This window comes from Archaeoglobus sulfaticallidus PM70-1 (assembly GCF_000385565.1).
GTDB classification, from domain to species: domain Archaea; phylum Halobacteriota; class Archaeoglobi; order Archaeoglobales; family Archaeoglobaceae; genus Archaeoglobus_A; species Archaeoglobus_A sulfaticallidus.
This window is the reverse complement of the sequence record NC_021169.1, coordinates 786,413-811,814: the sequence shown is the minus strand read 5'-3', so window position 1 is coordinate 811,814 and position 25,402 is coordinate 786,413. Positions and strand designations below refer to the sequence as shown.

Annotated in this window: 26 protein-coding genes; 14 read left to right on the top strand and 12 right to left on the bottom strand. The window is 45.1% G+C overall.

The genetic code is table 11. The annotated features are described in order from the left end of the window. Positions 1-28 precede the first annotated feature (28 nt). From ASULF_RS04390 to ASULF_RS04360, 7 genes are all read left to right on the top strand, one after another. Positions 29-1,684 carry a succinate dehydrogenase/fumarate reductase flavoprotein subunit gene (locus tag ASULF_RS04390; protein ID WP_015590490.1) on the top strand — a complete coding sequence of 552 codons (1,656 nt, stop codon included), beginning with the start codon at positions 29-31 and terminating at the stop codon, positions 1,682-1,684. A 12-nt stretch (positions 1,685-1,696) separates the two neighbouring features. Further along, a complete protein-coding gene (locus ASULF_RS04385; RefSeq protein ID WP_015590489.1) occupies positions 1,697-2,683 on the top strand; it encodes an NrpR regulatory domain-containing protein in 987 nt (328 codons plus the stop codon). Between the two features lie 20 nt (positions 2,684-2,703). Then, the gene (locus ASULF_RS04380) at positions 2,704-3,621 is read left to right on the top strand and encodes a hypothetical protein (protein ID WP_015590488.1); all 918 of its coding nucleotides are present in this window, start codon (positions 2,704-2,706) and stop codon (positions 3,619-3,621) included. 69 nt (positions 3,622-3,690) lie between these two features. Then, entirely contained in the window at positions 3,691-4,398 is a 708-nt protein-coding gene (locus ASULF_RS04375; RefSeq protein ID WP_015590487.1) for a helix-turn-helix domain-containing protein, read from the top strand. A gap of 60 nt (positions 4,399-4,458) precedes the next feature. Continuing rightward, positions 4,459-5,304, top strand: coding sequence for a 2-oxoacid:acceptor oxidoreductase family protein (locus ASULF_RS11300; protein WP_015590486.1), 846 nt, complete (start codon positions 4,459-4,461; stop codon positions 5,302-5,304). Further along, positions 5,288-6,406, top strand: coding sequence for a 2-oxoacid:ferredoxin oxidoreductase subunit alpha (gene porA / locus ASULF_RS04365; protein WP_015590485.1), 1,119 nt, complete (start codon positions 5,288-5,290; stop codon positions 6,404-6,406). The genes ASULF_RS11300 and porA overlap by 17 nt, the downstream gene beginning before the upstream one ends. Then, positions 6,403-7,284, top strand: coding sequence for a 3-methyl-2-oxobutanoate dehydrogenase subunit beta (locus ASULF_RS04360; RefSeq protein WP_015590484.1), 882 nt, complete (start codon positions 6,403-6,405; stop codon positions 7,282-7,284). Before porA ends, ASULF_RS04360 begins: the two co-directional genes overlap by 4 nt. A 113-nt stretch (positions 7,285-7,397) precedes the next feature. On the opposite strand, the gene ASULF_RS11295 is transcribed toward ASULF_RS04360, so the two are convergent. Next, positions 7,398-7,751: a Sec-independent protein translocase subunit TatA/TatB gene (locus ASULF_RS11295; RefSeq protein ID WP_015590483.1), complete on the bottom strand. Its 354-nt coding sequence runs from the start codon at positions 7,749-7,751 to the stop codon at positions 7,398-7,400. A 113-nt stretch (positions 7,752-7,864) separates the two neighbouring features. Between ASULF_RS11295 and ASULF_RS04350 the strand changes: the two genes are divergently transcribed. Both ASULF_RS04350 and ASULF_RS04345 read left to right on the top strand, forming a co-directional pair. After that, positions 7,865-8,362, top strand: a complete 498-nt coding sequence (locus ASULF_RS04350; protein ID WP_015590482.1) for a DUF531 domain-containing protein — start codon at positions 7,865-7,867, stop codon at positions 8,360-8,362. A 4-nt stretch (positions 8,363-8,366) separates the two neighbouring features. After that, positions 8,367-9,011: an RNA 2'-phosphotransferase gene (locus ASULF_RS04345; protein ID WP_015590481.1), complete on the top strand. Its 645-nt coding sequence runs from the start codon at positions 8,367-8,369 to the stop codon at positions 9,009-9,011. A 51-nt stretch (positions 9,012-9,062) separates the two neighbouring features. On the opposite strand, the gene ASULF_RS04340 is transcribed toward ASULF_RS04345, so the two are convergent. The 3 genes from ASULF_RS04340 to ASULF_RS04330 all read right to left on the bottom strand — a co-directional run bounded on the left by ASULF_RS04340 (position 9,063) and on the right by ASULF_RS04330 (position 10,702). Then, positions 9,063-9,506: a hypothetical protein gene (locus ASULF_RS04340; RefSeq protein WP_015590480.1), complete on the bottom strand. Its 444-nt coding sequence runs from the start codon at positions 9,504-9,506 to the stop codon at positions 9,063-9,065. Between the two features lie 87 nt (positions 9,507-9,593). Continuing rightward, a complete protein-coding gene (locus ASULF_RS04335; RefSeq protein ID WP_015590479.1) occupies positions 9,594-10,181 on the bottom strand; it encodes a DUF2250 domain-containing protein in 588 nt (195 codons plus the stop codon). A 65-nt stretch (positions 10,182-10,246) separates the two neighbouring features. Further along, positions 10,247-10,702 carry an adenylyltransferase/cytidyltransferase family protein gene (locus tag ASULF_RS04330; RefSeq protein WP_015590478.1) on the bottom strand — a complete coding sequence of 152 codons (456 nt, stop codon included), beginning with the start codon at positions 10,700-10,702 and terminating at the stop codon, positions 10,247-10,249. A gap of 58 nt (positions 10,703-10,760) precedes the next feature. Here ASULF_RS04330 and ASULF_RS04325 point away from each other — a divergent pair, with 58 nt between their 5' ends. Continuing rightward, positions 10,761-11,690, top strand: coding sequence for an ADP-ribosylglycohydrolase family protein (locus tag ASULF_RS04325; protein WP_015590477.1), 930 nt, complete (start codon positions 10,761-10,763; stop codon positions 11,688-11,690). Between the two features lie 62 nt (positions 11,691-11,752). After that, complete coding sequence (locus tag ASULF_RS04320) at positions 11,753-12,214, top strand: UPF0179 family protein (RefSeq protein WP_015590476.1); 462 nt, start codon at positions 11,753-11,755, stop codon at positions 12,212-12,214. Here the strand turns inward: ASULF_RS04320 and ASULF_RS04315 are convergent. After that, complete coding sequence (locus tag ASULF_RS04315) at positions 12,211-12,954, bottom strand: phosphocholine cytidylyltransferase family protein (RefSeq protein WP_015590475.1); 744 nt, start codon at positions 12,952-12,954, stop codon at positions 12,211-12,213. The genes ASULF_RS04320 and ASULF_RS04315 overlap by 4 nt on opposite strands. Positions 12,955-12,990: 36 nt before the next feature. On the opposite strand from ASULF_RS04315, the gene ASULF_RS04310 reads away from it, so the two are divergent. Further along, positions 12,991-13,587, top strand: coding sequence for a CDP-alcohol phosphatidyltransferase family protein (locus tag ASULF_RS04310; protein WP_015590474.1), 597 nt, complete (start codon positions 12,991-12,993; stop codon positions 13,585-13,587). 18 nt (positions 13,588-13,605) lie between these two features. Continuing rightward, positions 13,606-15,849 (top strand): DEAD/DEAH box helicase, encoded by a 2,244-nt coding sequence (locus tag ASULF_RS04305; protein WP_015590473.1) that lies wholly within the window; start codon positions 13,606-13,608, stop codon positions 15,847-15,849. Positions 15,850-15,868: 19 nt separating this feature from the next. Here ASULF_RS04305 and ASULF_RS04300 read toward each other — a convergent pair whose 3' ends face one another. From ASULF_RS04300 to speD, 4 genes are all read right to left on the bottom strand, one after another. Beyond that, on the bottom strand, positions 15,869-17,893 hold the full coding sequence (locus tag ASULF_RS04300; protein ID WP_015590472.1) for an acetate--CoA ligase: 2,025 nt from the start codon (positions 17,891-17,893) through the stop codon (positions 15,869-15,871). 734 nt (positions 17,894-18,627) lie between these two features. Continuing rightward, positions 18,628-18,954, bottom strand: coding sequence for a NifB/NifX family molybdenum-iron cluster-binding protein (locus ASULF_RS04295; RefSeq protein ID WP_015590471.1), 327 nt, complete (start codon positions 18,952-18,954; stop codon positions 18,628-18,630). Positions 18,955-18,967: 13 nt separating this feature from the next. Beyond that, a complete protein-coding gene (locus tag ASULF_RS04290) occupies positions 18,968-19,990 on the bottom strand; it encodes a bis-aminopropyl spermidine synthase family protein (RefSeq protein WP_015590470.1) in 1,023 nt (340 codons plus the stop codon). A 2-nt stretch (positions 19,991-19,992) separates the two neighbouring features. Beyond that, the gene (gene speD, locus ASULF_RS04285; protein ID WP_015590469.1) at positions 19,993-20,331 is read right to left on the bottom strand and encodes an adenosylmethionine decarboxylase; all 339 of its coding nucleotides are present in this window, start codon (positions 20,329-20,331) and stop codon (positions 19,993-19,995) included. Positions 20,332-20,647: 316 nt separating this feature from the next. Here speD and ASULF_RS04280 point away from each other — a divergent pair, with 316 nt between their 5' ends. Next, complete coding sequence (locus ASULF_RS04280) at positions 20,648-22,168, top strand: Coenzyme F420 hydrogenase/dehydrogenase, beta subunit C-terminal domain (RefSeq protein ID WP_015590468.1); 1,521 nt, start codon at positions 20,648-20,650, stop codon at positions 22,166-22,168. 73 nt (positions 22,169-22,241) lie between these two features. On the opposite strand, the gene ASULF_RS04275 is transcribed toward ASULF_RS04280, so the two are convergent. The 3 genes from ASULF_RS04275 to aroA all read right to left on the bottom strand — a co-directional run bounded on the left by ASULF_RS04275 (position 22,242) and on the right by aroA (position 25,379). Further along, a complete protein-coding gene (locus ASULF_RS04275; RefSeq protein ID WP_015590467.1) occupies positions 22,242-22,874 on the bottom strand; it encodes a YIP1 family protein in 633 nt (210 codons plus the stop codon). A gap of 145 nt (positions 22,875-23,019) precedes the next feature. Continuing rightward, positions 23,020-24,111: a chorismate synthase gene (gene aroC, locus ASULF_RS04270; RefSeq protein WP_015590466.1), complete on the bottom strand. Its 1,092-nt coding sequence runs from the start codon at positions 24,109-24,111 to the stop codon at positions 23,020-23,022. Beyond that, positions 24,108-25,379: a 3-phosphoshikimate 1-carboxyvinyltransferase gene (gene aroA, locus ASULF_RS04265; RefSeq protein WP_015590465.1), complete on the bottom strand. Its 1,272-nt coding sequence runs from the start codon at positions 25,377-25,379 to the stop codon at positions 24,108-24,110. The genes aroC and aroA overlap by 4 nt, the downstream gene beginning before the upstream one ends. Positions 25,380-25,402 lie beyond the last annotated feature (23 nt).

Genomic DNA, 25,402 nt, shown 5'->3' with positions numbered 1-25,402 from the left:
GTGCTGGATACTGTATAGGGTTAGGATCATGATAGAACACGATGTTGTGGTTGTTGGCTCCGGGATCGCTGGACTCAGGTGTGCAATCGCCGCAGCCATGAAAGGAGTCTCTGTAGGGATCGTTGCGAAAACCTATCCGATAAGGTGCCACAGCGTATGTGCTGAAGGTGGTATAGGGGCTGTTATGAGCGAAGAAGATAGCTTCGACCTTCACGCATGGGACACAGTAAAGGGCTCGGATTTTCTGGCCGATCAGGATGTGGTTGAATTCTTCGTGCGAGAGATACCAAAGGAAATACTGCGACTGGACAACTGGGGGTGTCCGTGGAGCAGAGATGACAGCGGTAGAATAGCTCTGAGAATTCTCGGCGGGCATTCAGCCAAAAGGACGGTGTTTGCAGCGGATAGAACGGGATTTCACATTGTGCATACCTTATATGAGAAATCCCTCATGTACGACATCCAGAAATACAGTGAGTACTTCGTAACGGGTTTGGCAGTTGAAGACAACAGATGTGCTGGAGTTTATGCGATAAACCTCAAAAGCGGTGAGGTTGAAGCCATAAGGGCTAAAGCCACAGTTCTCGCCACCGGTGGAGCGGGAAGGCTGTACAGCTTCTCATCCTACAGCAACACAGTAACTGCAGATGGAATGGCGATTGCTTACAGATCCGGAGTCCCACTGAAGGACATGGAGTTCTTCCAGATCCATCCCACTGGCTTAATACCCTCAGGGATCCTTGTTTCCGAAGCCTGTAGAGGTGAGGGAGGTTATCTCCTCAACAGCAAGGGCGAGAGGTTCATGGAGAGGTATGCTCCAGAGAGAATGGAACTCGCACCAAGAGATGTAGTCTCAAGGGCGATCTGGAGCGAGATCGAACAGGGAAGAGGTTTTGAGAGTGAGTATGGTCCATATGTCCTGCTTGATCTGACGCATCTTGGGGAGGACAGGATAGAGGAGCGATTACCGTTAGTCAGAGAGACAGCCATAAAATTCGCTGGAGTGGATCCTGTTGAGGAGCCGATTCCAGTGAGACCAACAGTCCACTACACGATGGGCGGGATCCATGTGAACTACTGCGAAACCAGCATACCGGGGCTTTTCGCATGCGGTGAGTGTGCCTGCCTGAGCATACATGGAGCGAACAGGCTTGGATCAAATTCTCTGGCAGAATGCCTCGTGTTCGGGAAAGTGGCAGGAGAGAAGGCTGCTGAGTACGCTGAAAGGTCTGAATTTCGCAGTATATCTACGGATGAGGAAGAGAAGAGAATTTACTCGCTGTTCAGTAATGGAGACGAATCAGCCTACACTATAAAGCGAGAACTCAACCAGACGATGGACAGAAATCTCTGGATTTTCAGAGATGAGCAGGGAATCATGAATGCTCTGAAGAAGATAAGGGAACTGAAAGACAGGTACAGAAACATTGAAGTCTCTGACAGGTCTAAGATATTTAACACAGATTTAACATTCGCCATAGAGGTTGGCTACATGCTTGAAATAGCCGAGGTGGTTGCGCTGAGTGCGCTGAACAGGAAGGAATCAAGAGGAGCACATTTCAGAACCGACTATCCAAAGAGAGATGACGGTAACTGGCTCAAGCACACCCTCGTTCGCCATGGCAGGATAGAGTACATTCCGGTTAAAATAACCAAATGGAAACCGGTGGAGAGGAGTTACTGAGGGGTCGCTGACATGAGGAAATTTGATTCTGAGATAGATCACCTGTTTGTTGAGATTTTGAGAGCTTTAAGCTCCAAAGGATCGAATTATGTTAGAGCTGGTGAGATAGTTCACAAGATAAGGGACAGAGGATTAAATTTTAGTGAGAGAACGGTCAGAAACAGGCTTGAGGCTATGGCTGAGAGAGGTTTTGTCGAGAAGAAGGGAAACTCATGGAGGATAACCGATAAGGGACTGGAAATGCTCTCAAGGAGCACGGTCTTTGACAGGCTGGGCGAGTTTTCTGAGACACTTGAGTACAACATGCTCCATTCAACCTTCAACATCTACACAATGGAAGGAACTGTTCCAACGAGTGTTGCCATATTGGATAAGGATCAGGCCGACAGGGCGCTTGAGGTGCTGTCCGAGGTTCTGAACTCAAGACTTGCAACCTCCAGATATGCTGTGCTGTTGGATGAGGGTGAAATAGCAGGGAAGACAGAGATTGAAGAGGGAAAGATCGGAATTGGAACGATTTCAAGCACGGTAATGGACATAATCATGCTGAACATTGGAGTTATACTCTCGGTTGAATATGCCGGATTGCTAAAGTACGAGAATGGTTTACCAGTAGGAGTTACAGAGCTTATAAACTACAGCGGAACAACGATAAGCCCCGGACTTCTTTTCATCAGAGGTGGTTATACATCTGTTTATGATGTTGTTGTGAGGGGTAGCGGTTATGCTGTTATCGCGATAAGGAACTTCAGCCCGTATGCGATAGAGGAGGTTGAAAAGGAGGTCCAGCTTGCCTCGGCAAGAGGGCTGGGGAAGGTTCTGACAATAACGATGGACAGGTTCTTCGGCATTCCAGCTCAGAAAAGGGCGATGCTCGTGTTTCAGGCCGGTATAAACCAGCTCGCACCGCTATATGAGCTTGGATTCAAACCCGTTCTCGAGATCAACTCCTCACTGATAGAATTCAGGAAATTTGGTGAGATCGATGAATTAATTTAGCATAAGTGCCATGAACTATTATGGAAATTGAAGTGGTTTTGACATCTCACAGGGTTGAGTACATACCCATGATCCGGGATTCCGCGATGGCAAGCGAGGTCATAATGCTTGAGGAACCTCCTAACGATAATCTCTTCAGGTTCTTCAACGGCGAGATGGATTTGAGGAGTTATGTAAAGAGCTTAGATACATCCTTTCCCGTCTATACATACTTTCTTTCCGATCTGCTAAAACACATGAACTCGATGGGAAAGAGGATACTTCAAATCGAGCCCTATCTCGAGATAGTTCAGAAGATGCAGAAATCGATTGAGGATGGAACATTTGAGGAGTTCGTTAAAGATAAAACGATTGAAAGCGTAAGGAATATTGAAAAGAAGGTTTTTGGAGCTTTTATAAAGTATCAGGAGGTTTTCATGTCAAAGGATTTCGACGAGCTTGTAGATGCAACGGTAAACTTCTCGGTTGCAGATGCTGAGCGGTTCAGGTTCAGGGATGAGATGAGGTTGTCGAAAATCTTTGAGGTTATTGAGCATCTGAGAGAGAAAGATGAGAACATGAAGATCATGATAGAGTCCGGCTCGATCCATACGAGGATTCCGGAGAGGCTGAATAAAGAGTTGAAAGAGGACTATATTAAGACAGTTGATCTCAAGCGAATAGCAGCAAAAATGCTTGGCATAGAATATTTAAAAAATCCCGGAACTCAGCTAACGGAGATATTCATAAACGATGTGGATGCTGGTGAGGAGGAACTCAAGCTGCTTGCGGCAAGAAGCCTCGTTTACATATCCAAGGTAAGTCCTCAGGAGATGCTGCCAAAATCCAAAAACGATTTTCCTCATCTCGTTGAGGAGATGGAGATCAGCAAAAAGGTCAGCAGTATGGATTATGACGAATGCAAGCAGGAGTTCATGAAGATCTGGAATATTGCATAGTCGCTGGCACAATAATATCGGGAGAAATATCAGGAAAAATTATTAGGAAACACAACATACTTTAAAACAATGGAATTAAAAAGGGTAGATATAAAGTTGTGGCATCCAAATTGCTGGTCGATTGAAACAACTAAGGATCATCCCGAAGTGTCGCTGATAGTTGATAAAGCGTTTAAGATTGGAGATGAGATCAGAGCGAATTTCAGGCTTATTGCTGATAGCTATCAGGCTTTAAAGGACTACATCGAGAACGCGAAGAACTACGATGAATTCGCAATAGACATCCTTTTCATAGGGAAGACGAATCTGGAAGCTTACATCCATGGAAGGTTTTCCTCATCATCAACATTTTACGAGAACATCTTCGCTTTGGAGATGATGCCGTCCAACATAGTCATTCACAATGGAAATGAGTACTGGACGATTCTGATTTATGACAAGAACCTGAGCATGACGCTGGAAAAGCTGAACGAAATCGAGGAACTGGAGTATGAGGTACTGGGAATAGAGAATGTAAAGGCTCTTGATGAGGGCTTCAGGGATGTTATCGATGAGATCTCGAGCAGCCTGTCATCCAAGCAGAAGAAAGTTCTGATTGGAGCATACATGGATGGGTACTTCGAATATCCGAAGAAAACAAATCTCAGCAGCATAGCAAATAGGTTCGGTATCGCAAAATCCACCTGCCTGCACCACATCAGAATAGCCGAGCAGAAAATTTTGAGCAGGATCATAAGGGAGATCAAGGAGAGGGAGCCGCATTTGATAGAGTTTTGATGTTGCGAATGCTAACATGTTCGAGCCTTATGCTATATAGTTTTAAAACTAATTATCATTATGTATCTTGAGATAAGAATTCATGGCAGGGGTGGGCAGGGGGTTGTTACTGCGAGCAAGCTCATAGCCGAAGCAGCGTATCTTGATGGATACTATTCCCAATCAATGCCATTTTTTGGAGCAGAAAGAAGAGGAGCTCCGGTTGTATCCTTTGCAAGAATATCTGATGAGCCCATATACCGTACAAGCCAGGTATATGAGCCTGATGTTGTGGTGATCTTCGATCCGGTTCTCATAAACTTTCCACATGTTTTTTCCGGGCTTAAGGAAGATGGTGTGGTTGTAGTAAACTCCAGAGACTTCCTCGATGCCAGAAATATCGTTATGGTTGATGCAGATGGCATCGCAGAGAAGTACGATCTTGTTGTGGCTGGGATGCCCGTTTACAACATACCCATGCTCGGGGCTCTGTCACATGTTGTGATCTATGATTCGATGAGGTATGTTATTGAAAGGAAATTTGGGGAGAAAGCTCTCTTAGCATTTGATGAGGCGTACATGAGTGCATCAAGGGTTTCTGGCAGGGATTTGCGGTTCGATCGCGTGGATAGCGATCTCCGGGAGATTGGACGGTGTGAGATTCCAGTATCAACACCATCTGTGGGAGTGGCTGGAAAAACCGGCCTCTGGAGAATTGTCAGGCCTGTTGTTGATAGAGAGAGGTGCAATGAGTGCGGGACATGCTCCCTTTACTGCCCTGAGGGTGTTATCTCGGTTGTCCTAGGTATGGTTGATATAGACTACGAGTACTGCAAGGGCTGCATGATCTGCATGTCTGTCTGTCCGAAAAGGGCGATATCCGGAGTTAAGGAATCGGAGGTGAAAGAATATGTTCGAAGTTCTTGAGCATAGAGAGAAGCTCCAGACAAAGATTCTCACGGGGAACGAAGCCTCGGCATACGCAGCAATGAACGCGAAGGTCAGATTCGTGGCAGGCTACCCGATAACACCGGCAACATCTGTTATCGAAACGATTTCTAAGCTAATCGACGAGGGAAAGATGAAAGCGAGGTTCGTTGCGGTGGAGTCAGAGCATTCTGCGATGTCTGCATGTGTAGGAGCAAGTTACGCTGGTTTGAGAACCTTCACAGCAACTTCCAGCCACGGTTTGGCATATATGCATGAGATGTTGCATTTCGCTGTCAACGCCAGAACGCCAGTGGTTATGGCTGTCGCGAACAGAGCTATCGGGCCGGGATGGAACATCTGGTCGGATCTGAGCGATTCCCTGTCTCAGAGAGATACAGGATGGCTTCAGTTTTACTGCAGCGATATTCAGGAAATATACGATACGATAGCGATGGCCTATCGCATCGCCGAGCAGGTTATGCTCCCTGTGATGGTATGCTACGACGGATTTGTTTTATCTCACTCCACGAAGCCAATCGAGGTAACACCACTGGATGGCTTCATCGAGGAAAGGGATGCTGAAGGCATAGACTTCGACAATCCCACAACCTTCGGAAACATTTCCCCTCCAGAAAGCTATTTCTCGCTTAGAAAAGCTATCCACAAAGCTGTAGAAGGATCGCTTGATGTGATTGGCTGCATCGAGCAGGAGTTTCTGGAGTACAGCAACAGATACACACCCATGCTCTGTGAAGGCTATTTCCTGGATGATGCCGAGAAGGTTATGGTTTCCATGGGGGCTGTGGCGTCTGAGGCGAGGGTTGCTGTGGATCTTTTGAGAGATGAAGGAGAGAAGTGGGGGTTGCTGAAGGTGAAGAGCTTTAAGCCCCTCCCCAAGAAAATAATCAAGGCGATGCTCTCAGGCAAAGAGGTTTTTGTCATCGACCGCTCGCTGAGTCCCGGAACAGGTGGTATACTCCATCATGAGATGTCATCGATTCTGGGGGATGTGAACTCAGCAATACTCGGGCTTGGAGGGGTTGATGTTACCGCAGAGGCGATAGTTGGGTCTTTGAAAAGGTTGAGGGGGTTCACATGATTACTGCTAAATTGCTCCCCGGAACTGCCGCCTGTCAGGGATGTCCATCGACCATGTGCCTCAGAACCGTGCTGGAGGCTTTGGATAAGGCTGTTCTTGTGGTTCCTGCATCATGCACCTCGGTATATATGGGAGCCTATCCGCATTCAGCAATAAACATACCCGTTTTCAACTGCACCTTTGCATCGGCAGCATCTACAGCAACTGGAATTAAGGGTGCCCTCGAGTTCAAGGGAATTGATGCAGAGGTTGTTGTGTGGGCAGGAGATGGTGGAACATATGACATCGGACTTCAGGCTCTCTCCGGAGCGGCAGAGAGGAATGAGGACATACTTTACATATGCTACAACAACGAGATCTACTCGAATACTGGCATTCAGAGGAGTGGAGCAACACCGTATGGAGCTTGGACGAACACAACGGTTAGCGGAAAGAGGGAGCACAGAAAGGATGTTGCGGAAATCCTGATAACCCATGATGTGCCATATGTTGCCACGGCATCTGCAGGCTACCTGAGGGATCTTTACAGCAAGGTCAGGAAGGCGAGGAAAATTAAGGGGTTCAGATACATAGAAATCCTGGCTCCCTGTCCGCCGGGATGGAGGTTTCCGATGGATAGAACGGTTGAAGTCGGAAGACTCGCAGTCGAGACGGGTATGTGGATCCTGTACGAGCACATCCATGGTGAGTTCAGGTTCACGGGCTTGAGCAGGAGCATTGTGGAAGGGAAAAGAAAGCTAAGGGACTTGAGGGACTATTTGAGAATTCAGGGCAGATTCAGCAATCTGAGCGATGAGGAGATAGATGAGATTGAGAAGTTCACACAGAAGAAATGGGAAAAATTGAAAAAGCTTCACCATGAACTCTCTCACTCATAAACCTGCCATTATCCTGTGGAGCTTTGACTGAGAATAATCTCCTCTTTTGCCAGTAAAATCTTCTCAGGACATTGAATTGTTAACAGCTCACAAAATGAATAAAAGAGCAAAAATCAGTCTTTCTTTTCCTTTATACTGGCTGATTTTTCAGGTTCTGGATTTGCCTGTTTTGTGGGTTTCATATCGATATCGTCCATCAGGAGCTTTTTGATGTTCTCATCCCATTCTTTCTCTCCTATCAGTTCAGATTTCATTATTTCATCTATCCTCTTTTTAGATAGCTTATCGATCAGATCGTCATCAGGCATGCTGAATCCATAAAGTACTTCAAGCTCGAACCTTTTTTTGGCCTTCTTATATTCTGCATATATTTTTCCGAGAGTTCTAAATATCTCCGGCAGTTTATCCGGACCGAGAAGGACTATTGCGAGTATTATCACTATCCCGAGTTCTCCCCACCCAAACATTCTCTCTACCCTCGACTTCCAACCTTAAATACTTTATTGGGATGCCAGTTTGGATTTAAGTTGGATTGGGTTTATCGAGTTAAGTATTTTATCAAAGCCACTCGAATGGATGTATGATCTCCCTCTGCCTCGTCAACACCTACGATAAGCTGAAGCTTCACGAAATCCATTACAGAAGTATAGCAAGAGCGATCCCGATCTGCTATGCGTACAGCTTCCATCTCGCATTGCTGGATTTTGGCTTCTGGAACGATGAAAAGGAGCTTGTGAAGGAGATTGTTGAGTACACCACCATCGGAGATCCCAAGTATGCTGAAAGCATGCTCGAATCTGGAAAGATACATCTCATCGACAAGATACCAGCCCATTTTGGGAGCATTGTGGCTACAACTTCTAGGCCTGAAAAAGGCTTGAGTGTTGAGGAGTTAAAAAAACTTTTAAAGAGCGAATCACTGACATTCTTAATAGGGCTGGGGAGAAAGGGTCTGCCGAAAGATTTATTGAAAAAATCAAAATACCATCTGGATATAACTTGGAAGGGCGTGAGTCTCGAAACATGCTCTGCAATCGGAGTAATAGCATCAACAATTTACTGGCTGATGCATGGGTGATGAAATGGAAGACATAAGGTTCTGTCCAGAACATGGATATTATCGGGGAGAGAGGTGCGACAGGTGCAACCATAAGGGTGAGCTAATACTCGACAAGGTAAAGGTTGAGAAGCTTGGAAGGTTTATTTCTGGAATTTTGCGGCATTTTCCAGATAGATTTGGGCTTGAAATGGATGAGAACGGCTGGGTCGATTTTGAGAAGCTATCTAAGGTTGTATCGAGAAAGTACAGATGGGCGAACAAGTGGCTAATAAAGGCAATCGTGTATTCAGACAAGAAGGGCAGATATGAACTCTCCGATGGAAAGATAAGAGCGAGGTACGGACACAGTGTTGATGTTAAGCTGAACGACTATGAAGAGGCTGAAAACGATGTTCTCTATTATGGAACGAGTGAGGAAGAGGCACACAGACTGCTGGAGATTGGAATAAAGCCTGTAAACCAGAAATTTGTCCATCTCTCGACAACAATAGATAAGGGTATAGAGGTTGCCTTATTGAGGACGGATGAGCCGATAATACTCATGGTCGATGCGAAAAAGGCCAGAACGGCAGGTATAAAGTTCCTGAAGGCGAATAATCACATAGTGCTTTCTGAGGAGATCCCCCCTGAGTTCATAAAGATCATAGAAATTGAAAAGGAAGAGTAATCCTAGTAATTAGGCTTAAGTTGAACTGGGTTAAGCGAAAGTTAAGCAGGGTTAAGAATAGAAGAACTCCGGTATCTCGTCTGTGGTGCCATAGTATATGCTGCTTCCGCTTATGTTGAGGTATAAGTCAAAGCTATCGTTCAATTTCAAGCCCTTGAAATATGCCGTGCCGTTGATGTAGACCAGATTCATTTTGAATATGGCCTCACTGGAGTCAACCTTCAGCGTTTCCCATCCTGCGAAGTGATTTTCCAGAATGTCTTTGATGGACATGGCTCCAAAAAGCAGAACCTGAAACTTCTGGATTGCATCGACATTGTACCTCAAATTAACTATGACAGAATCATTCTCTATCAGTACTTCAATCTTCTTTATGTCAAGCAGGTTATTACCTGGGTTATTCAATTCATTAACATCATTCGGGTTGTGGTTCTGAGCATTGACCGTGATTGCGCATGTGAGCAGCACCAGTAACACTGCAAGCGTATAACGCATGCACACAGTATGGTCTCAAGAATATAAAGTTTTGGTCTAACTCTCTAAACATAATGCTCGACTGTGTTATCAGATTCAACCTGAAAGCTATCTGATATACCTGAGCATCATCTCTCCAAGTCTGGAGAGCCTGTAGTATGTGTGGTGGGTTCTTGTTTCCTTCTTCGGCTTTCCCTTTCTGTGCTTCTTTTTGAGAACCTTTGCCTTGCATTCGGAAAGCAGTCCCAGATCCAAGAGCTTGGTGAGCAAGCTCTGCACATCACTCACCTTCATCGAGAAAACCCTTGCCAGCCATCCAGCATGCTCACATTCTGCCTTTGCGAGATATTCTATGATGTCAAGTGCAGCATCATAACCTGTGATACTGCTCAGGTAGTCACCAAGCAGATCCCTCAGCATTCGCGATGTGTGCTCACCAAGCCTTGTTAAGCAATAGTATGTGTGGTGCTTGTGCACCTCATGGCTCAGCTTGAATCTGGCTGCTGTTCTCTTGATTGCCGATCCATGAGAGCGATCTATCAGTCCAAGCTCTTCCAGCTCCTTCAGAGCTTTCTCAATCTCCTGCTGGTCGATCTTTGTGATTTTGGATATGGACTTGGCATAGTCTATGTTGGCTCTCCGCAAATGTATCAGGATGTATATGTGGAGCGGAGACAGCTTTGCTATATCCAGCATCCAGTCCTCCTCTGCTTATTTCCTAACCGAAAAATAAAAAGTTTTTCAAAGCAGAAAATATCAAATTAATTGATTTTGGCCTTGGTTCTGCTTTCGACTATTGCCTGAATGATCTTTGCAGAGCTGCAGAATTCACATGGTTCTTTAACCTTAATCCTGACGACTTTTGCCGGGACATTCCTCTTTCTCAACTCCTCCTCGAGCCATTTCTCATCGAAGTGCTGATCGTGTCCAAGCACGATTATATCCGGCTTTAGCTCGATGATGGGCTTGAAGATATCGTTCTCGTCTCCAAGAATCGCCCTGTCAACGAACTTTATCGCCTCAACAACCTTCCTTCTCTGTTCCTCAGGTATCACGGGTTTGGGCTTATGCTTGACATTCTTCGTCCTTGCGACTATAACTATAAGCTCATCACCAAGTTTCTTGGCCTCCTCGAGAAACCTCAGGTGTCCGGGGTGTATTATCTCGAATGTTCCCGTTGCTATGACTCTCACAAAACTGCATGGGCTATTCTGCATAAAAACCCTTTGCACTTTAATTCAGAAATCTTATATTCTCAATTGCAGATTATCCTCGATGGACTCTCTTAAAGACCTCTTTAGGGGCTGTATCCTCGGCACGGCTATTGGAGACGCCTTGGGAATGCCCACCGAGGGGTTAAAGCTTGATGAGATAAAGAGAATTTATGGATATGTGGATGACTTTTATCCCTCTCCGGATTTAAAGGCTGGTGAGTGGACGGATGATACTGAACAGATGATATTGCTTGCCGAGTCGATAATTGACAGGGTGTATTTCGATCCGGATGATTTCGCCGATAAGCTCAGGAACTGGGCGGAAAGAGCATTTAGAATACGAACCGGCCCTACCACAAGGCAGGCACTTCGAAACCTCATTGCTGGTATGCAGTGGGATAAGGCGGGAGTTGATTCAGCCACATGCGGGGCATCAATGAGAGTAGCTCCGGTAGGGCTGGTATATCACTTCAGCATCAATCTCGTTGAAAAATATGCAGTGATTTCATCATCCATAACCCACAAGAACTCCTCAGCCATTGGAGGTGCAGTTGCTGTTGCTGTGGCAGTAGCCTGCATACTCTCTGATTTCAATGAAGATGAAATGCTGGAGGAGGTTTTGAAAAGAACCAGAACCTTTGATCCATTGCTGGCGGACAAGATTGAGTATTCAATGGAGATAAGGGATGAAGGGTTGGATTATGCTGTTGAGAAGCTAGGAAATTCAATAATGACATGGGATGTCGTTCCCATGTCATTTTACTGCTACTTCTCCTCAAAGGATTTTTACTCCTCCGTAACCAAGGGGGCGAATGCTGGAGGAGATACGGACTCGATCTCTGCCATAGCAGGGGCTTTGAGCGGTGCAAAATACGGCTTCAAAGCCATTCCGGAGAAATGGGTGGGAGCGGTAAAAGACTCATCCTATCTGCTCAATATTGCTGATATGCTGTACGACACCCATGTAAACATCGTTAAAATCACAACATAGCCATCTCCATAAACTTAAATATTTGGATGTTGAAAAAAACCACTAACTCAAGGGTGATTATGATGGATGAGGTAAACAAGATCATCACATTATGTGGAAGAACATGGGCAAATATAGGAGTGGAGTTCACTTTCATCGGTGGAAGAGATGAATGTGAAAAGTGCAGATTGAAGAGGCCATGCTTAAGATTGAAGGAGAATGCCAAGTACAAGATCGTCAGCCTGAGGGATGGGACTGTTCAGGAATGTCCCTTGCATGATGGAGGGGTTGTTGCAGTTGAGGTCGTGGAGCTGCCGATAATAGCCCTGCTCGAATCAAAGAAGTCGGTTGAGGGGGCAAAGATAAGGTACGAGAAAAAGCACTGCGAGATATTCAACTGCTCGATGTACAACCTCTGCCATCCTGCAGAATTGATGGATGGTGAAGAGGTTGTGGTTGAGAAGATAATCGGCGACTCTCCAGGGGTTTGTGAGAAAGGACTCTCGGTAAAGGTTGTGGAACTTGCAAGAGCGAATCAGAACTAGTAATACCTAGTTCTCAATATTTTTGGATATATCTGCTCGTTAGCGAGTCTGAGATCCTCAATGGTATCTATTTCTATCCACGGCAGACCCCTCGTTGACTCGTATGTTACAGGTCTACCGTTGTCTATCATGTGCTGAAATGCCGACTCATAGAACTCGTTATAACCATGGATTTCCATAACCTGCCTTAGCGATCTGAAGAGGCTCTTGAACTCCTTGCTCCCAACCTTTGCTAACCCTATGTACTCTCCATTGGCTTTATCTGTGGGAATCTTCTTACTTATCCACAAAACTCTGTTGTTAATCAGCACAACCTTCATGGATTCTCGGTTAAGCTTTTTCACAACATCCACAGCCAGAATCAAACCATTTTTCTTGCTCGTATGCAGTATGCTGAATATTTTCTCATGGAACAGCACATCCGAGTTTATTATGTAGAAGTCTCCTCCTGAAAGAGCATCCTTTGACAGATACAGGCTGTAGATGTTGTTCGTTATATCGTAATCTGCATTATGGACGAACTCGATGTTCATGTTGTACGCGTTTCTCAAATGCTCCCTGATCATCCTGTCTTTATAGCCTGTGACAACAACTACATCCATAATGCCATATTTCCTTATTGTATTTATTATCCTCCTTATCAGGGTTTTGTCTCCGATTCGGAGCAGTGATTTTGGCTTTGTGGATGTAATGTGGCCCAGCCTCGAGCCGAGCCCAGCAGCCAGAATAACTACCTCCATGAAAAATTATTTAATTTTTAGCTTATTTAAAAGTTATTGCTGGGAGGTGATATTATTAAGTGGGATTATTTTTTAACCGAACTCGTGTATCGAAGATTTTCCAGGCCATTGGCCAGGTTTCTGTCCAGATTTGATGTAAACCCGAATATCATCACGATAGCGTCTTTGATAACCGGGATATATGCTGGATACCTGATATATGCTGGCAGAATTTATTGGTCGATTGTGGTTATACTGATATCTCAGATTCTCGACTGCACGGATGGCGATCTCGCGAGGATTAGTGGAAAGATTACAGAACTGGGTGGCTATCTCGACAGAATCTTTGACAGGTTTGTGGATTCTGCTCTGATAATGGGTATTGTATCCATTAATCCATCGAGCTACTGGTTGGCTGGATTTCTCGCGATTATAGGCTCCTTTGGCGTGAGCATCTCAAGAGCGATGGCTGAAGCTTATGGGGTGGAGTGCAAGGTAGGGATAGGAAGCAGGGACACGAGAATAGCGATAGTAATGCTCGGACTGCTTTTCAGGCAGTACTATGCAACGCTGATACTAATAGCGATACTCGGATTCCTGACGACATTTCACAGAATTGCCCATTCTGTAAAGAAACTGGCGGATAAGGATTAAATATCAGACAAACTATTGATGAGTGTGATAAAAAAATCGAAAGGAGAGCTAACCCTCGATTTCTTCACCGAAAAGGAGTATATCAGCCATCCCCTGATAAGGGAGAAGGCCATCGAGAGAAGGGCGTATCAGGTATCCATATCTGCAACTGCCCTGCTCAGAAACACACTGGTAGTTCTCCCAACAGGACTGGGCAAGACCGTTATTGCATTATATGTGATAGCCTCACGGCTGCTTAACTATGGTGGAAAAGCCCTGTTTCTTGCTCCGACAAAGCCACTTGTTGAGCAGCATGCTGAGTTTTTGAGGAAGAATCTGAAGATTGATGCTGATGAGATAATAACTCTCTCAGGAGAAATAGGCCCGGAAAAAAGGGCTGAGCTTTATGGCATGGCAAGAATAATAGTTTCAACACCTCAGGTTATTGAGAATGACATCATAGCCGGCAGACTGAGCTTGGAGGATGTTGTTCACATAACCTTTGATGAGGCACACAGGGCTGTAGGGAACTACTCCTATGTGTTCATAGCGAAGCACTATCTTGAAACTGCAAAAAACCCGTTGATTCTTGGAATAACAGCCAGTCCGGGAAGTGATATCGAGAGGATAAAGGAGGTCGTTGAGAACCTTGGCATAGAGGAGGTTGAGGTAAGAACCGAGTTCGATCCCGATGTCAAGCCCTACATCCACGAGAAGGAGATCGTATGGATAAAGGTTGACATTCCTGATGAGCTAAAGGATGTCAGGGAGAAGTTTCAGAAAGCTCTGGAGATCCGATTAAAGAGGCTCGAGAAGCTCGGAATAAATGTATCATATAATACCAAGAGAGAGCTGCTTGCAATTCAGGAATCCCTGCAAATGATGGCGATGGAGAGCAAGGATCCGGAAACCTTCGAAGCAATCTCTCTGATGGCGGAGGTAATGAAAATCGTTCATGGAATCGAGCTGATCGAAACTCAGGGGCTCGATGCCCTTAAAAATTATCTCAAAAGGCTTGTGAAGGAGAGCAAATCGAAAGGAGGTAGCAAGGCATCCAGAAACCTCGTTTCAGATCCGATCTTCAGGGAGGTTATGTTCAAAGCGATGAAGTGCACGATCGATCATCCAAAGCTGGAGAAGATCAAGGAAGTGCTTAAAGGGCTCAAGGATGACATGAGAGCGATAGTTTTCTGCACATACCGGGATACAGCAGAAGTCCTGGTAAAGGAGCTTAACAGGCTTGAGAATATCAGGGCTGCAAGGTTCGTTGGCCAGTCCAGCAGGATAGATGACAAGGGTATGAGGCAGAAGGAGCAGATAGAGGTTGTTGAGAAGTTCAGGAAAGGAGAGTTCAATGTCCTCGTTGCAACCTCTGTTGGGGAAGAGGGACTGGATATTCCAGCTACAGACCTCGTGATATTTTACGAAGCAGTCCCCTCAGAGATAAGGGCGATACAGCGAAAGGGAAGAACCGGAAGGTTCAGGAAGGGGAAAATAATTGTGCTGATAGCCAAGGGAACGAGAGATGAGGCTTATTACTGGTCGAGCCTGAGGAAGGAGAGGCTGATGTATGAGCAGATATACAGGGTTAAGGAGTGGCTTAGGAGCAAAGCCACTGCTGAATACAAGAGGCCTGAAGAGAGCAAGGAGGTGGTGATCTATGTCGATTCGAGAGAGATGAAGAGCGGAGTTGTCAAAGAACTCTTCAAGCACGCTGAGATAAAGATCAGGAACCTCGAGGCAGCAGACTATGTTCTGAGCGATAGGGTTGGTGTGGAGAGAAAGACGGCTGAAGATTTCATAGATAGCATAACATCCGCTGACAGGAACATCTTCAATCAACTTTTGGAGCTTAAAAAAAGCTATCAAAAGCCCATACTGATAATAGAAGGGGAGCTGTATGGCAGAATACATCCGAATGCCATCAGAGGGGCTATTGCGGCGATAGCCGTTGATCTATCGATACCTATAATCCAGACGAAGAACGAGATTGAGACAGCAGAGATACTGCTCGCCATCGCGAGAAGAGAGCAGAAGCTTCTTTCGAGAGAGGTAGCAGTTCATTCCGGAAAGACGAAGATGGATTTGAAGGAGCAGCAGGAGTACATAGTATCATCCATATCGAATATAGGCCCCGTCATTGCAAGAAATCTGCTCAAACACTTCAAAACGATCGAGAGGATAGCAACAGCAGATGTTGACGAGCTTGTCAAGGTACCGAAAGTTGGAGTAAAAACAGCGAAAAAGATAAGGGAAATTCTCACGACACCCTACGAAGACTGACTCCCACGGCCCTTAATTCTCAATCCCATCTGCGTGCATATCTGCTAACCTTGCCAAGCACATTGACCGCTGTGATTATATCAGGGTACACAGGAAAGCCGTTGAACTCATATCTATTTTTGGTCTCGAAAACTCCCTCTCTCAAACCCTCAGCAACGAAGTAAACTGGTTTACCATATTCTTTGATTTTTTTGAAGTCTGGATTGTATATACTTCCTCCGATGTCTATCCCCGCCCACATCGCAACCACCAGCGAGTCAACATTTTCATCGCTCAACAATGCGTTAATTGCCGTATCGTATGCTCTGTAGGGGCCATAGTATTCAACCATCGGCCAGATGTCGAGGGGGTTGTTGACCCTGTGCCACTCTGGTGTAACCTCCTCTATTTTCTTAACAGTCTCCTCTGAGAGCTCAGCAAGCTTCAAGTTGTTGAAGTAGATCGCATCGGCACCCTGAACGCATCCCGAGCCTGTGTAGTGTATTAATGCCACATTATCTCCTGAGGGGAGTGGCTGGAGGGAGAAAGCCTTAGTAACATTGAACATCTCTTCGAAGCTATAAACCCTCGTTATATTCGCCTGTTTGCACATCGCAGAGAAAACCTCATCATCACCGCAAATTGAAGCTGTATGGCTCATAGCAGCTTTTTTCCCGTAATCGCTTCTCCCACTCTTGAAAACAACTATTGGCTTTTCAGCCTCTCTTGAGATCTCGTAGAAACTCCTTCCATTCTTCAAGCCTTCAATGTACATTCCTATAACCTTTGTTTTCTCGTCATCAAGCAGAAAGTCGAGAACCTCATAATCTTCAACATCTATCTTGTTTCCCATTCCAACTATCTTGCTGAATCCTATGCTCGGATGGCTGGTTGCCACATGGGCCATGATTATTCCAAGAAACAGCCCAGTCTGGGCGACAATGCCAATATCCCCAACCTTTATTATCGGCATTTTGGCGAAGGTTGTTATGAATCCGTTATCTGTGTTCAGAACTCCTGTGGTGTTCGGTCCGAATATTCTGATCCCGCTGCTTTTGGCTATTTCAAGCACCCTTCTCTCATATTCAGCCCCAATTTCTCCCTCCTCGCTGAATCCGGAGCTGACTATAACCGCACCCTTTACATGCTTCTCTGCACACTGCTCCATAACCTGTGGCACGAGTTTCGCCGGCACGGCTATTATCGCCATGTCTATCTCATCAGGTATGTCCAGAATGCTGGGATAGCACTTGTAGTCGAGTATCTTATCCGCATTTGGGTTGACAGGATATATTCTGCCCCTGAATCCATGCTGCTTTAGGTTCCATACTATGTTGTAGCCCGGTTTCCCGACTGTTCTTGATGCTCCGATTATCGCAACACTCTCAGGATAGAACAGCCTGTGAAGATCTTTTTTAGTAACCCTATCAAACTCTCTTCTTTTTCCTACAACCGCCCTAGCATCCGCAACAGCATAGCCATCCTCGTAAACGAAGATTGGGTTCAGATCCATTTCTATTATGTTCTGCTCCTCGACAACATCGTTCAGCTTCAGCAAAAGATCAACCAGAGCCTTAACATCTCCTTTATAGTTTCTGTAGCCTTCAAGCAGCCTGTATCCTTTAATTTCTTTTACCATCTCTTCAGCATCCTTTCTGCTTAACGGAAGCAGTCTCATTGAGACATCTTTTAAAACCTCGACGAAAACACCACCAAGACCGAACATTACAACGCTTCCGAACTGCTCGTTCTCAGACACACCAACTATAACCTCTATACCCTTTTTCAGAGCGGGCTGGACATTAACTCCCTCAACATCCTTTATGCTGATGAGCTTCCTGAAACCCTGCCTGACCTCTTCCTCGCTGTTCAGATTCAGCAGAACCCCACCAACATCGCTCTTGTGAATGATCTTTCTGGATGCAACTTTCATCACAACAGGATATCCTATCTGTTTAGCATATTCCACAGCCTCATCCTCATCTCTCGCAAAAAGGCATTTTGCAGTTTTTATGCCATAATCTTCAAGTATGTCCTTAACCTCATTCTCCATAAGGAATTTCATAGGCAGAAAGCCATATCTCATCGTTTAATTATTTCGCTTTTACCATAAAATCGTAAGGAATTTACAGAATGCAGTCAACAAAAGTTCAATGAAATTATTGAGCGTATCCCGGCTGGAATTGAAAAAGTTAAGGAAGAAGTATTTCAAGAAGGTCTGCACTAATCCTCTTTCTGCTAATCATGCTAATTTCGGCAATGTTTGTTGTGTCGCTGGCATAAGATCGGACTCTATATCTATGGTGTCTCGAGATATGCTGGTGATCACATTATGTGTCTCAAATATGTCATAATCTTTGACAGGAGGGTTGAAGTTGACATCATACGCCGATAGAGTGATTTCCGCTGTGGATGAGCTCAGGGAGGTTATAAAAAGGAACTACATCTCTGAGATTTATGAGAATTATGGGGGGTAAACCCCCCTCGGTTTTTGTAAAGGCTGTGTTTGTTGGAAAGAAAGCTCCTCGCTGTGTATGAAGCTGTACTGAAAACGGAAAAAATCAAAATCAATAGAGAAAGTGCACCGGAAATTAAGGAACTTAAGGAAATTAGAACACGGGATTAAAGCGCCAAAAGAAGCGCCAGAAGAGATCAAAACCCGGAAATCGAACCTCTGTTTGGATTAGAGTTCGGTTTGAATGCTGCTCCAGTATATTTCATAATCAGCCCCTTGCTGCTCTATCTGTCTAAAAAATTAGTTAAAAGAGGTTAATTATGGATTCATGAGTCATGATTAGATCATGACTCAACTGATGGCTCAGCAAACCGAGATATAAAATTGCTTATGATATCTTCAACTTTCCCATCAAAACCCTCTAACACCTTTATTCCACGTTTTTGTAGATATTCCCTGCTTCTGTTTCCTATGGTGTTGACGACGACGGCATCGACATTCAGGGACTCGAGGAACTTCAGAGCATCTCCTGGTAGGACTGTGATGTAGGGAATCCTAACCAAACCACCTTCTTGACTCTTGGTGTCGTAGATGTAGAAGTACCTAGCCCTACCAAAATATTTTGAAATCTCTTTTCCTTCAGCATCTGTGCATGGAATCGCTACTTTCATGTCAGTATGGTGTTCAGTATGGTGTTGCCCAGCTCTCGTCATCCTTGTAAACTTTCTCGTCCAGAATCATCTCTCCCTCTACCAGAGGCTTCGGGTCCATGACAGCTTCGATCCTGAAGAGCGTGGAGTTGTACCAGTTGAAGTCAACATTGAACCCGAGCCTCTCGACTATTGGGAGCTTCTCCTGAAATCTGAAAAAGTTCTTTTCCTCCTGTGGGTAGATGTTGAAGTGCCTTCTGAGGTCTGTTATGATGAAGCCCATGTCCATGATCATTCTCTGTATTTCATACCACTTTTTGCGGGAAGCCTCAAGCGTTGTGATTCCAAAATATCCTGAGCACCCGGGTCCTTTCAGCGTTGAAACACCTCTCGAAAGGAACAGCTTAAGTCCCGGAATGGTTTCAACAGGATCAGTTACGAAAACATCGAACTTTTTCCTGAATTCGTCCATGAAAGGTTGCTGGACATCATAAACTAAAGCCTCAACATTAAGTCCATACTCCTCAGCAGTTTTATTGATGAAGTTAATGAGCCTCTCATCTATATCCACAGCCACAACTTTTTTCGGCAAACCCGTCAGGGATGCAGCTATGCTCAGCAGATCGTCATCTCCAACAACGAATATTCTCGAATTCAGCTCTCCACGATCGTATATGAACTCGACTCTCCTTATAACTCCTTCAAGGCTTATGAACCCCTGGTCGTATTTCTCTATAGCTTCTGGCCTGTTGTTCGAGATCTCAGAGTACTTCTCGAGTATCTCTTTAAAGAATTCGTTGATAGCAACTCCAGTTCCCTCACAGGCCGTGCAGTAGATGTTACCGAGGTGCTTTAATCCCCTCTCTCTGACTTCCTGCCTACCCTTTTCTGTCAGCCTTGCTTTACCATCCTTTATCTCTATCAACCCATTGCTCTGCAGGTCGTTGAGGATCTCAAATACCTCTGGAAGGCTTGCATCCTGCAGATACAGCAGTTCATAAACCGATTTCTCTCCATCCAAACTCTGGAGTATCTGGTTGTAAATTCTCTCGGACATTATTATCCCCTGTCCAGAATATAGTGTCTATAGGATTTTGGTTTAAACTTTTCAACGAAAAGGCGAAAAGCCTTCTCCGTTTTTGAAGTGTCGCCACATGTAAAAATGTCGAGGTTCACAAGCCCGTACTCAGGCCATGTGTGTATAGAAACATGAGATTCAGCGATCAGAACAATTCCAGTAACCCCATGGGGGTTGAACTGCTTATATACAGAGCCTACTTTTGTCAGCTCCGCTTTATCGACCACCTCCTCGACGATAGCCCTCACTGTTTCCTCTTTTGAGATCAGCTCCTCTGGGACTCCATAAAATTCCGCAATTATGTGCTTCCCCACTATCATCGTCATCACCTATCATCATGCTTTTCACCCCGAATTTAACCATATTATCAAATCCCCTTGTGGATTTATCAGCGATGCAAATTCATTAAGACAATTTGCTTTTAAATCTTTCGCAAATTAAACAGTAATCTTAAGAATTATTCAGGTTTATTTAATGTTGCTCCTTCCTTATTTCATTTATCCAATTGAGATCTTTTATTTTTTGTTTAAAACCCGAAGAAATCTTTATTTACCTTCTGCTAAAAAACTTTTTCGAGAAAAACTTTAAGTTCTAATTGGTTTTAGTCAATTAAAATAGATACATAGGGGTGATAACTTGGAGTATAAAGGGCATCCGGTATATACCATGGATGGCTGTATATTCTGTAAAGCCTGTGAGAGGGCATGCAAGCAGAAGGCCATAGCGATTGAAGTCGAGATAATGCCTGATGGAAGAAGAATGCCTAAATCATACAGGCTGGATTACTCGAAATGCAACTTTTGCGGAGAGTGTGCTAAGAAATGTCCATACGATGTAATAGAGATGATCGAAGATCGCGAAAAGATGGAGAGCATTGTTGGCGATAAGGTGTATGATGCGAGCATGTTCGTGGAGCTCAAAAAGCAGCTTGGACTTGACAGGAACAGGAGATCTGGCTTCTCAAAGCCAGAAAACTGCATTGCATGTCAGCTCTGCGTTCTTTCATGTCCTGTGGGTGCGATAAGCTGCTCGAGGAATGGGGATGCTGAAATCTCCATCGATCCGGATAAATGCGGTGCCTGTGGTGTTTGTGTCAGAAACTGCCCTGCGATGGCTCTGGATCTCGTGGATTTGAATGGCACTTTTTCTGTGAAGGTGGAACTGCCAGAGAAGATCATCGATGCAAAGTACTTCGGAAATCTGAAAAAGAAAGTGATAGATTCTGGACTGTGCAGTCACTGCTCAACATGCACAGCCATCTGTCCTGTGTATGGTATAACAGCCGGAGACAAGCCAATCGACTTCCCGAACTGGGAGAACGATTGCATTGACTGCGGAGCATGTATAAGGGTCTGCCCGAGATGGGAGTACGAACCTCTCAGCGGTGTTGGAGATTACATTGAGATACTTGCCGGAAGGTCGAAGAGGTTCACAGGACAGGATGGGGCGATGGTTACAGAGATCATGGCTTCAGCGCTGGAGATGGGTATCATAGATGCATCGCTTTTCGTTGACAGGGATGAGGAATGGAGAACAAAAATAGTCACGATAAGGAAACCCAAACAGCTCGAAAAATCCACAGCCACTGGGACGAAGTACAGCTTTGCTGATGTGATGCCAGAGCTCAGAAAGGCCGTTTTCAGGAGCAAGAAAGGAGTGGGATTTGTAGGGACTCCCTGTATGGTCTCAGGACTCAGAAAGATTCAGAATATAGAGAGCTTCAGGGACAGGGTTGGAGTAGCAGTGGCACTATTCTGCACGGAGAATTTCTATCACAATCAGCTAAAGGAGTTTCTGGCGAGGAAGGGGATTGATCTGAGCAAAGCTGTCAAGACGGACATAACCAAGGGCAAGTTCATTGTGAAGTTCGAGGATGGAGAGGTTAGTTTCCCTGTGAAGGAGCTTGAGGAGATAATCCCATCCGGATGCAGGATGTGCATAGACTTCACTGGAGTTGAGAGCGACATCAGTGTCGGGAGTGTTGGCAGCGATGCTGGATTTTCGACGATAATTGTCAGAACGGAGAGGGGTAGGGAGATCATAGAATACATAAAAGAGAAGGGATATGCCGAGTTCAGGGAAGCAGATCTTTCAGTTGTAGAAAAGCTCGCGAACTACAAGATCAAGAAAAATAAGAAGAACCTTGAAAGGCTTTAAAGAGCTTTAAATTTTCTTAAATTTTATTTTGCTATCCTGTTACCTCCTGTTACCTAACTGGCTTACCTACCAGTCAGAACCTGTTTGAGGACATGGCTATTAGCGCTATGTAGATCAGCAGCGGCATTGCTGCTACAATGAAACTCTTTTTCAGGCTGAGGTTTCTTGCGTGCTTTATCGCGAACATCCATATGAACAGCTGCCACAGTATTGTGATAATGCCAATTAATATCTGGGTTTGAACGAACGGTTTGCTAAGCAAAGCCTGAACACCATAGGTTCTCAAAAGCAGTTCGTAATCCAATGCGATCTTTATCGAAATTGGAGAGAGAATTATGCCCGGATAGAAACTGAAGGCTGTGAACTTCAAAGTCTGTGAAAAGCTTCCCTCCCCACCAAAGAGTGCAGACAATCCCTGAGCAAATCCACTGAGGATTACCCATCCGATTATTGGAGTTATGAAGGATCCAGCTATTGTTGAGATGTATATTGTCTGGTACATTGCCCCTGGATCTGGGGCGAATTTATTGTTTATGATCTCAACAGTAATCCTTGCAATCTCGTCCGCTGTGATATATGCGTTGATCGTTGCAATAACTGCCGATATAACAACTATGGCAACCGGCACAATAAATCCGATACCCTCTGCTTTAGCCTTTCTGAAAAAGTTGTCTGGATTGTATATTGGTTCTATATAGTTCACCATAATTGGTGTTTAACCTGTCTTTATTAAAAATTTTTCTGAAGAATACATTTGTTAGCAAAAAACATTTTCTGATGTTGTGGTATGGTAGTTTGATAATGCGATCTTGATTACCCTCAAAACTTTCTGAAACTTAGAGTGAATGAGTTTACTCTGACAGGCTCTTCGGAATCAACCCTTGCAGAATCATGAAGTCAGCGAGGGTTAGGGCAACCATCGACTCCAGAACCGGGACTGCTCTCGGAACTATGCATGGGTCGTGCCTTCCAGTTATCTCGATCTCAACCTCTTCCATCTTTTCGATATCGACAGTCCTCTGCCTCTTCGATATTGAAGGGGTTGGCTTTATTGCACATCTTACAATTATAGTCTCCCCAACAGATATTCCTCCAAGTATCCCCCCACAATCGTTCTTTTCGAGCCTTACTTTTCCATCTCTTATTACTATGGGGTCGTTGCTTTCTGAACCTTTCATCTTCGCCAGTCTGAAGCCAGAACCTATTTCAACACCTTTAACTGCCGGAACACCCATTACCGCATAGGCAAGCCTTGCACTCAGCTTGTCGAACACGGGCTCTCCAAGCCCGGGAGGAACATTTGTGGCTACAATCTCCACAACCCCTCCGGCACTGTCTCCCTCCTTCATTAGCTCAACCACCCTTTCCTCTGCCCTCTCTGATACACTCTCATCCGGAATCCTCAGAGGAGATCTCTCAGCCCGCTGGAAGACCTCATGATAGTCATCGCTGTCTCTCTCCCACCTTATCCCTGCAACCTCGATTGCATATCCAAGAACATTGATGCCAAAAGCATTTATCAGCTTCTTCGCCACCGCACCACCCGCAACCCTTCCCACAGTCTCCCTTGCTGAACTCCTGCCCCCACCTCTCCAGTCCCTGTGCCTATACTTCAGAAAATAGGTTAGATCGGCATGTCCTGGCCGGGGAGTGTTTTTCAGCTTCACATAATGCTCACTTCTCACATCCCTGTTGTAGACGATCATCGATATTGGCGCTCCGGTTGTTTTTCCCTCGAACACTCCGGAGAGTATCTCAACTCTGTCTTCTTCCATCCTTTTGCTCGTGAGCTTCTTGCCAGGCTTCCTTCTGTCGAGTTCTCTCTGGATGTCTTCCTCACTGAGCTTTAGATTTGATGGACAGCCATCAATAACACAGCCAACAGCCTTTCCGTGGCTCTCTCCCCATGTAGTTATCCTGAATATCCTTCCGAAAGTGTTCATGCCCTCACCTCGATGTTCATTCCCAGCCTTTTCATGACCTCAAAATATCCAGGAAATGAGACCGAAACAACTTCAGCATTCCTTATCATAAGACCTCTGGATTTCAATCCAAGAATTGAGAAAGCCAAAGCCATTCTATGGTCTCCAAATGAGTCCACGGTTCCATGAAACTCGTCTCTTCCTCCCCAGATGATCAAGCTTAGGTCGTTGTCCTCTTCAACTACCTCTGTTTTCACACCAAGTGATCCAAGGTTTCTAACAATGCCTTCTATTCTATCAATTTCTTTTATCCTCAGATGGGATATCCTCTTTATCTTGGTTTTTCCCTTCGCTATGGCGGATAAAGCAGCCAGAACGGGAACGAGATCCGGGAAGTTCTCAGCATCAATCTCAATCCCTTCAAGATCCGATTTTTCTGCTTCAACTATACCTCTCTCTTTATCCCATCTGACCTCTCCACCCATCTCTCTGATTATGTCCACGATTACCTGATCTCCCTGTTTGGAAGGAAAGGCGTTGTATATCCTGACGCTACCACCAGCGATCCCGGCAGAAAGAATGTAGCCTATAGATGAAAAATCCGATGGGATGATATATTTCCCCAAACGGTATTCTTGCCCACCATCTATGAAGTATGTATTACCCTCTTCCTCAACATTGATTCCACTTGCTGCCAGCACATCGAGCGTGATATCGATATAGGGCCTGGACTTAACCTCCTTAACCCTGACTTCAGAATCCTGATCACAGAGCGGGAGTGTGAACAACAAGCTTGAGATGAACTGTGAGCTTTTAGCTGATATCTCAACCTCTCCACCCTTAACGACGCCTTTAACCCATATTGGTGGGGCATAACTGCTGCTTCCATAGATTCGGGCACCGAGTTTTTTCAATGCCAGAACAAGCTCCAGATTCGGTCTTTTCCTCAAAGATGGATCCCCATCCAGCACGGAGAACCTTCCGGATCTGGATAAGGATAGCAGGCCCGTAAATATTCTTATCGTTGTGCCAGAGTTCATGAGGTTTAAGTAGCCTGAGGTCTTTATCTCCTCAACTCCACGAAATCTAAAACCCTCGTTTCTTTCAAAAGCGGCACCAATGAATCTACAGGCTTTGAGTGTTGCCAGGGTATCCAAGGATATCAGCGGGTTCTCTACTCTGCTTGATCTTGAAAGCGATGCGGAGATGAAGGCTCGATGTGTGTAGCTCTTTGATGGGGGAGGTACAGCTTTGCCGTCAATCTCTCCCCCTTTTATAATAACATCCATACATAAAAGTTGGCGGGAGAAAT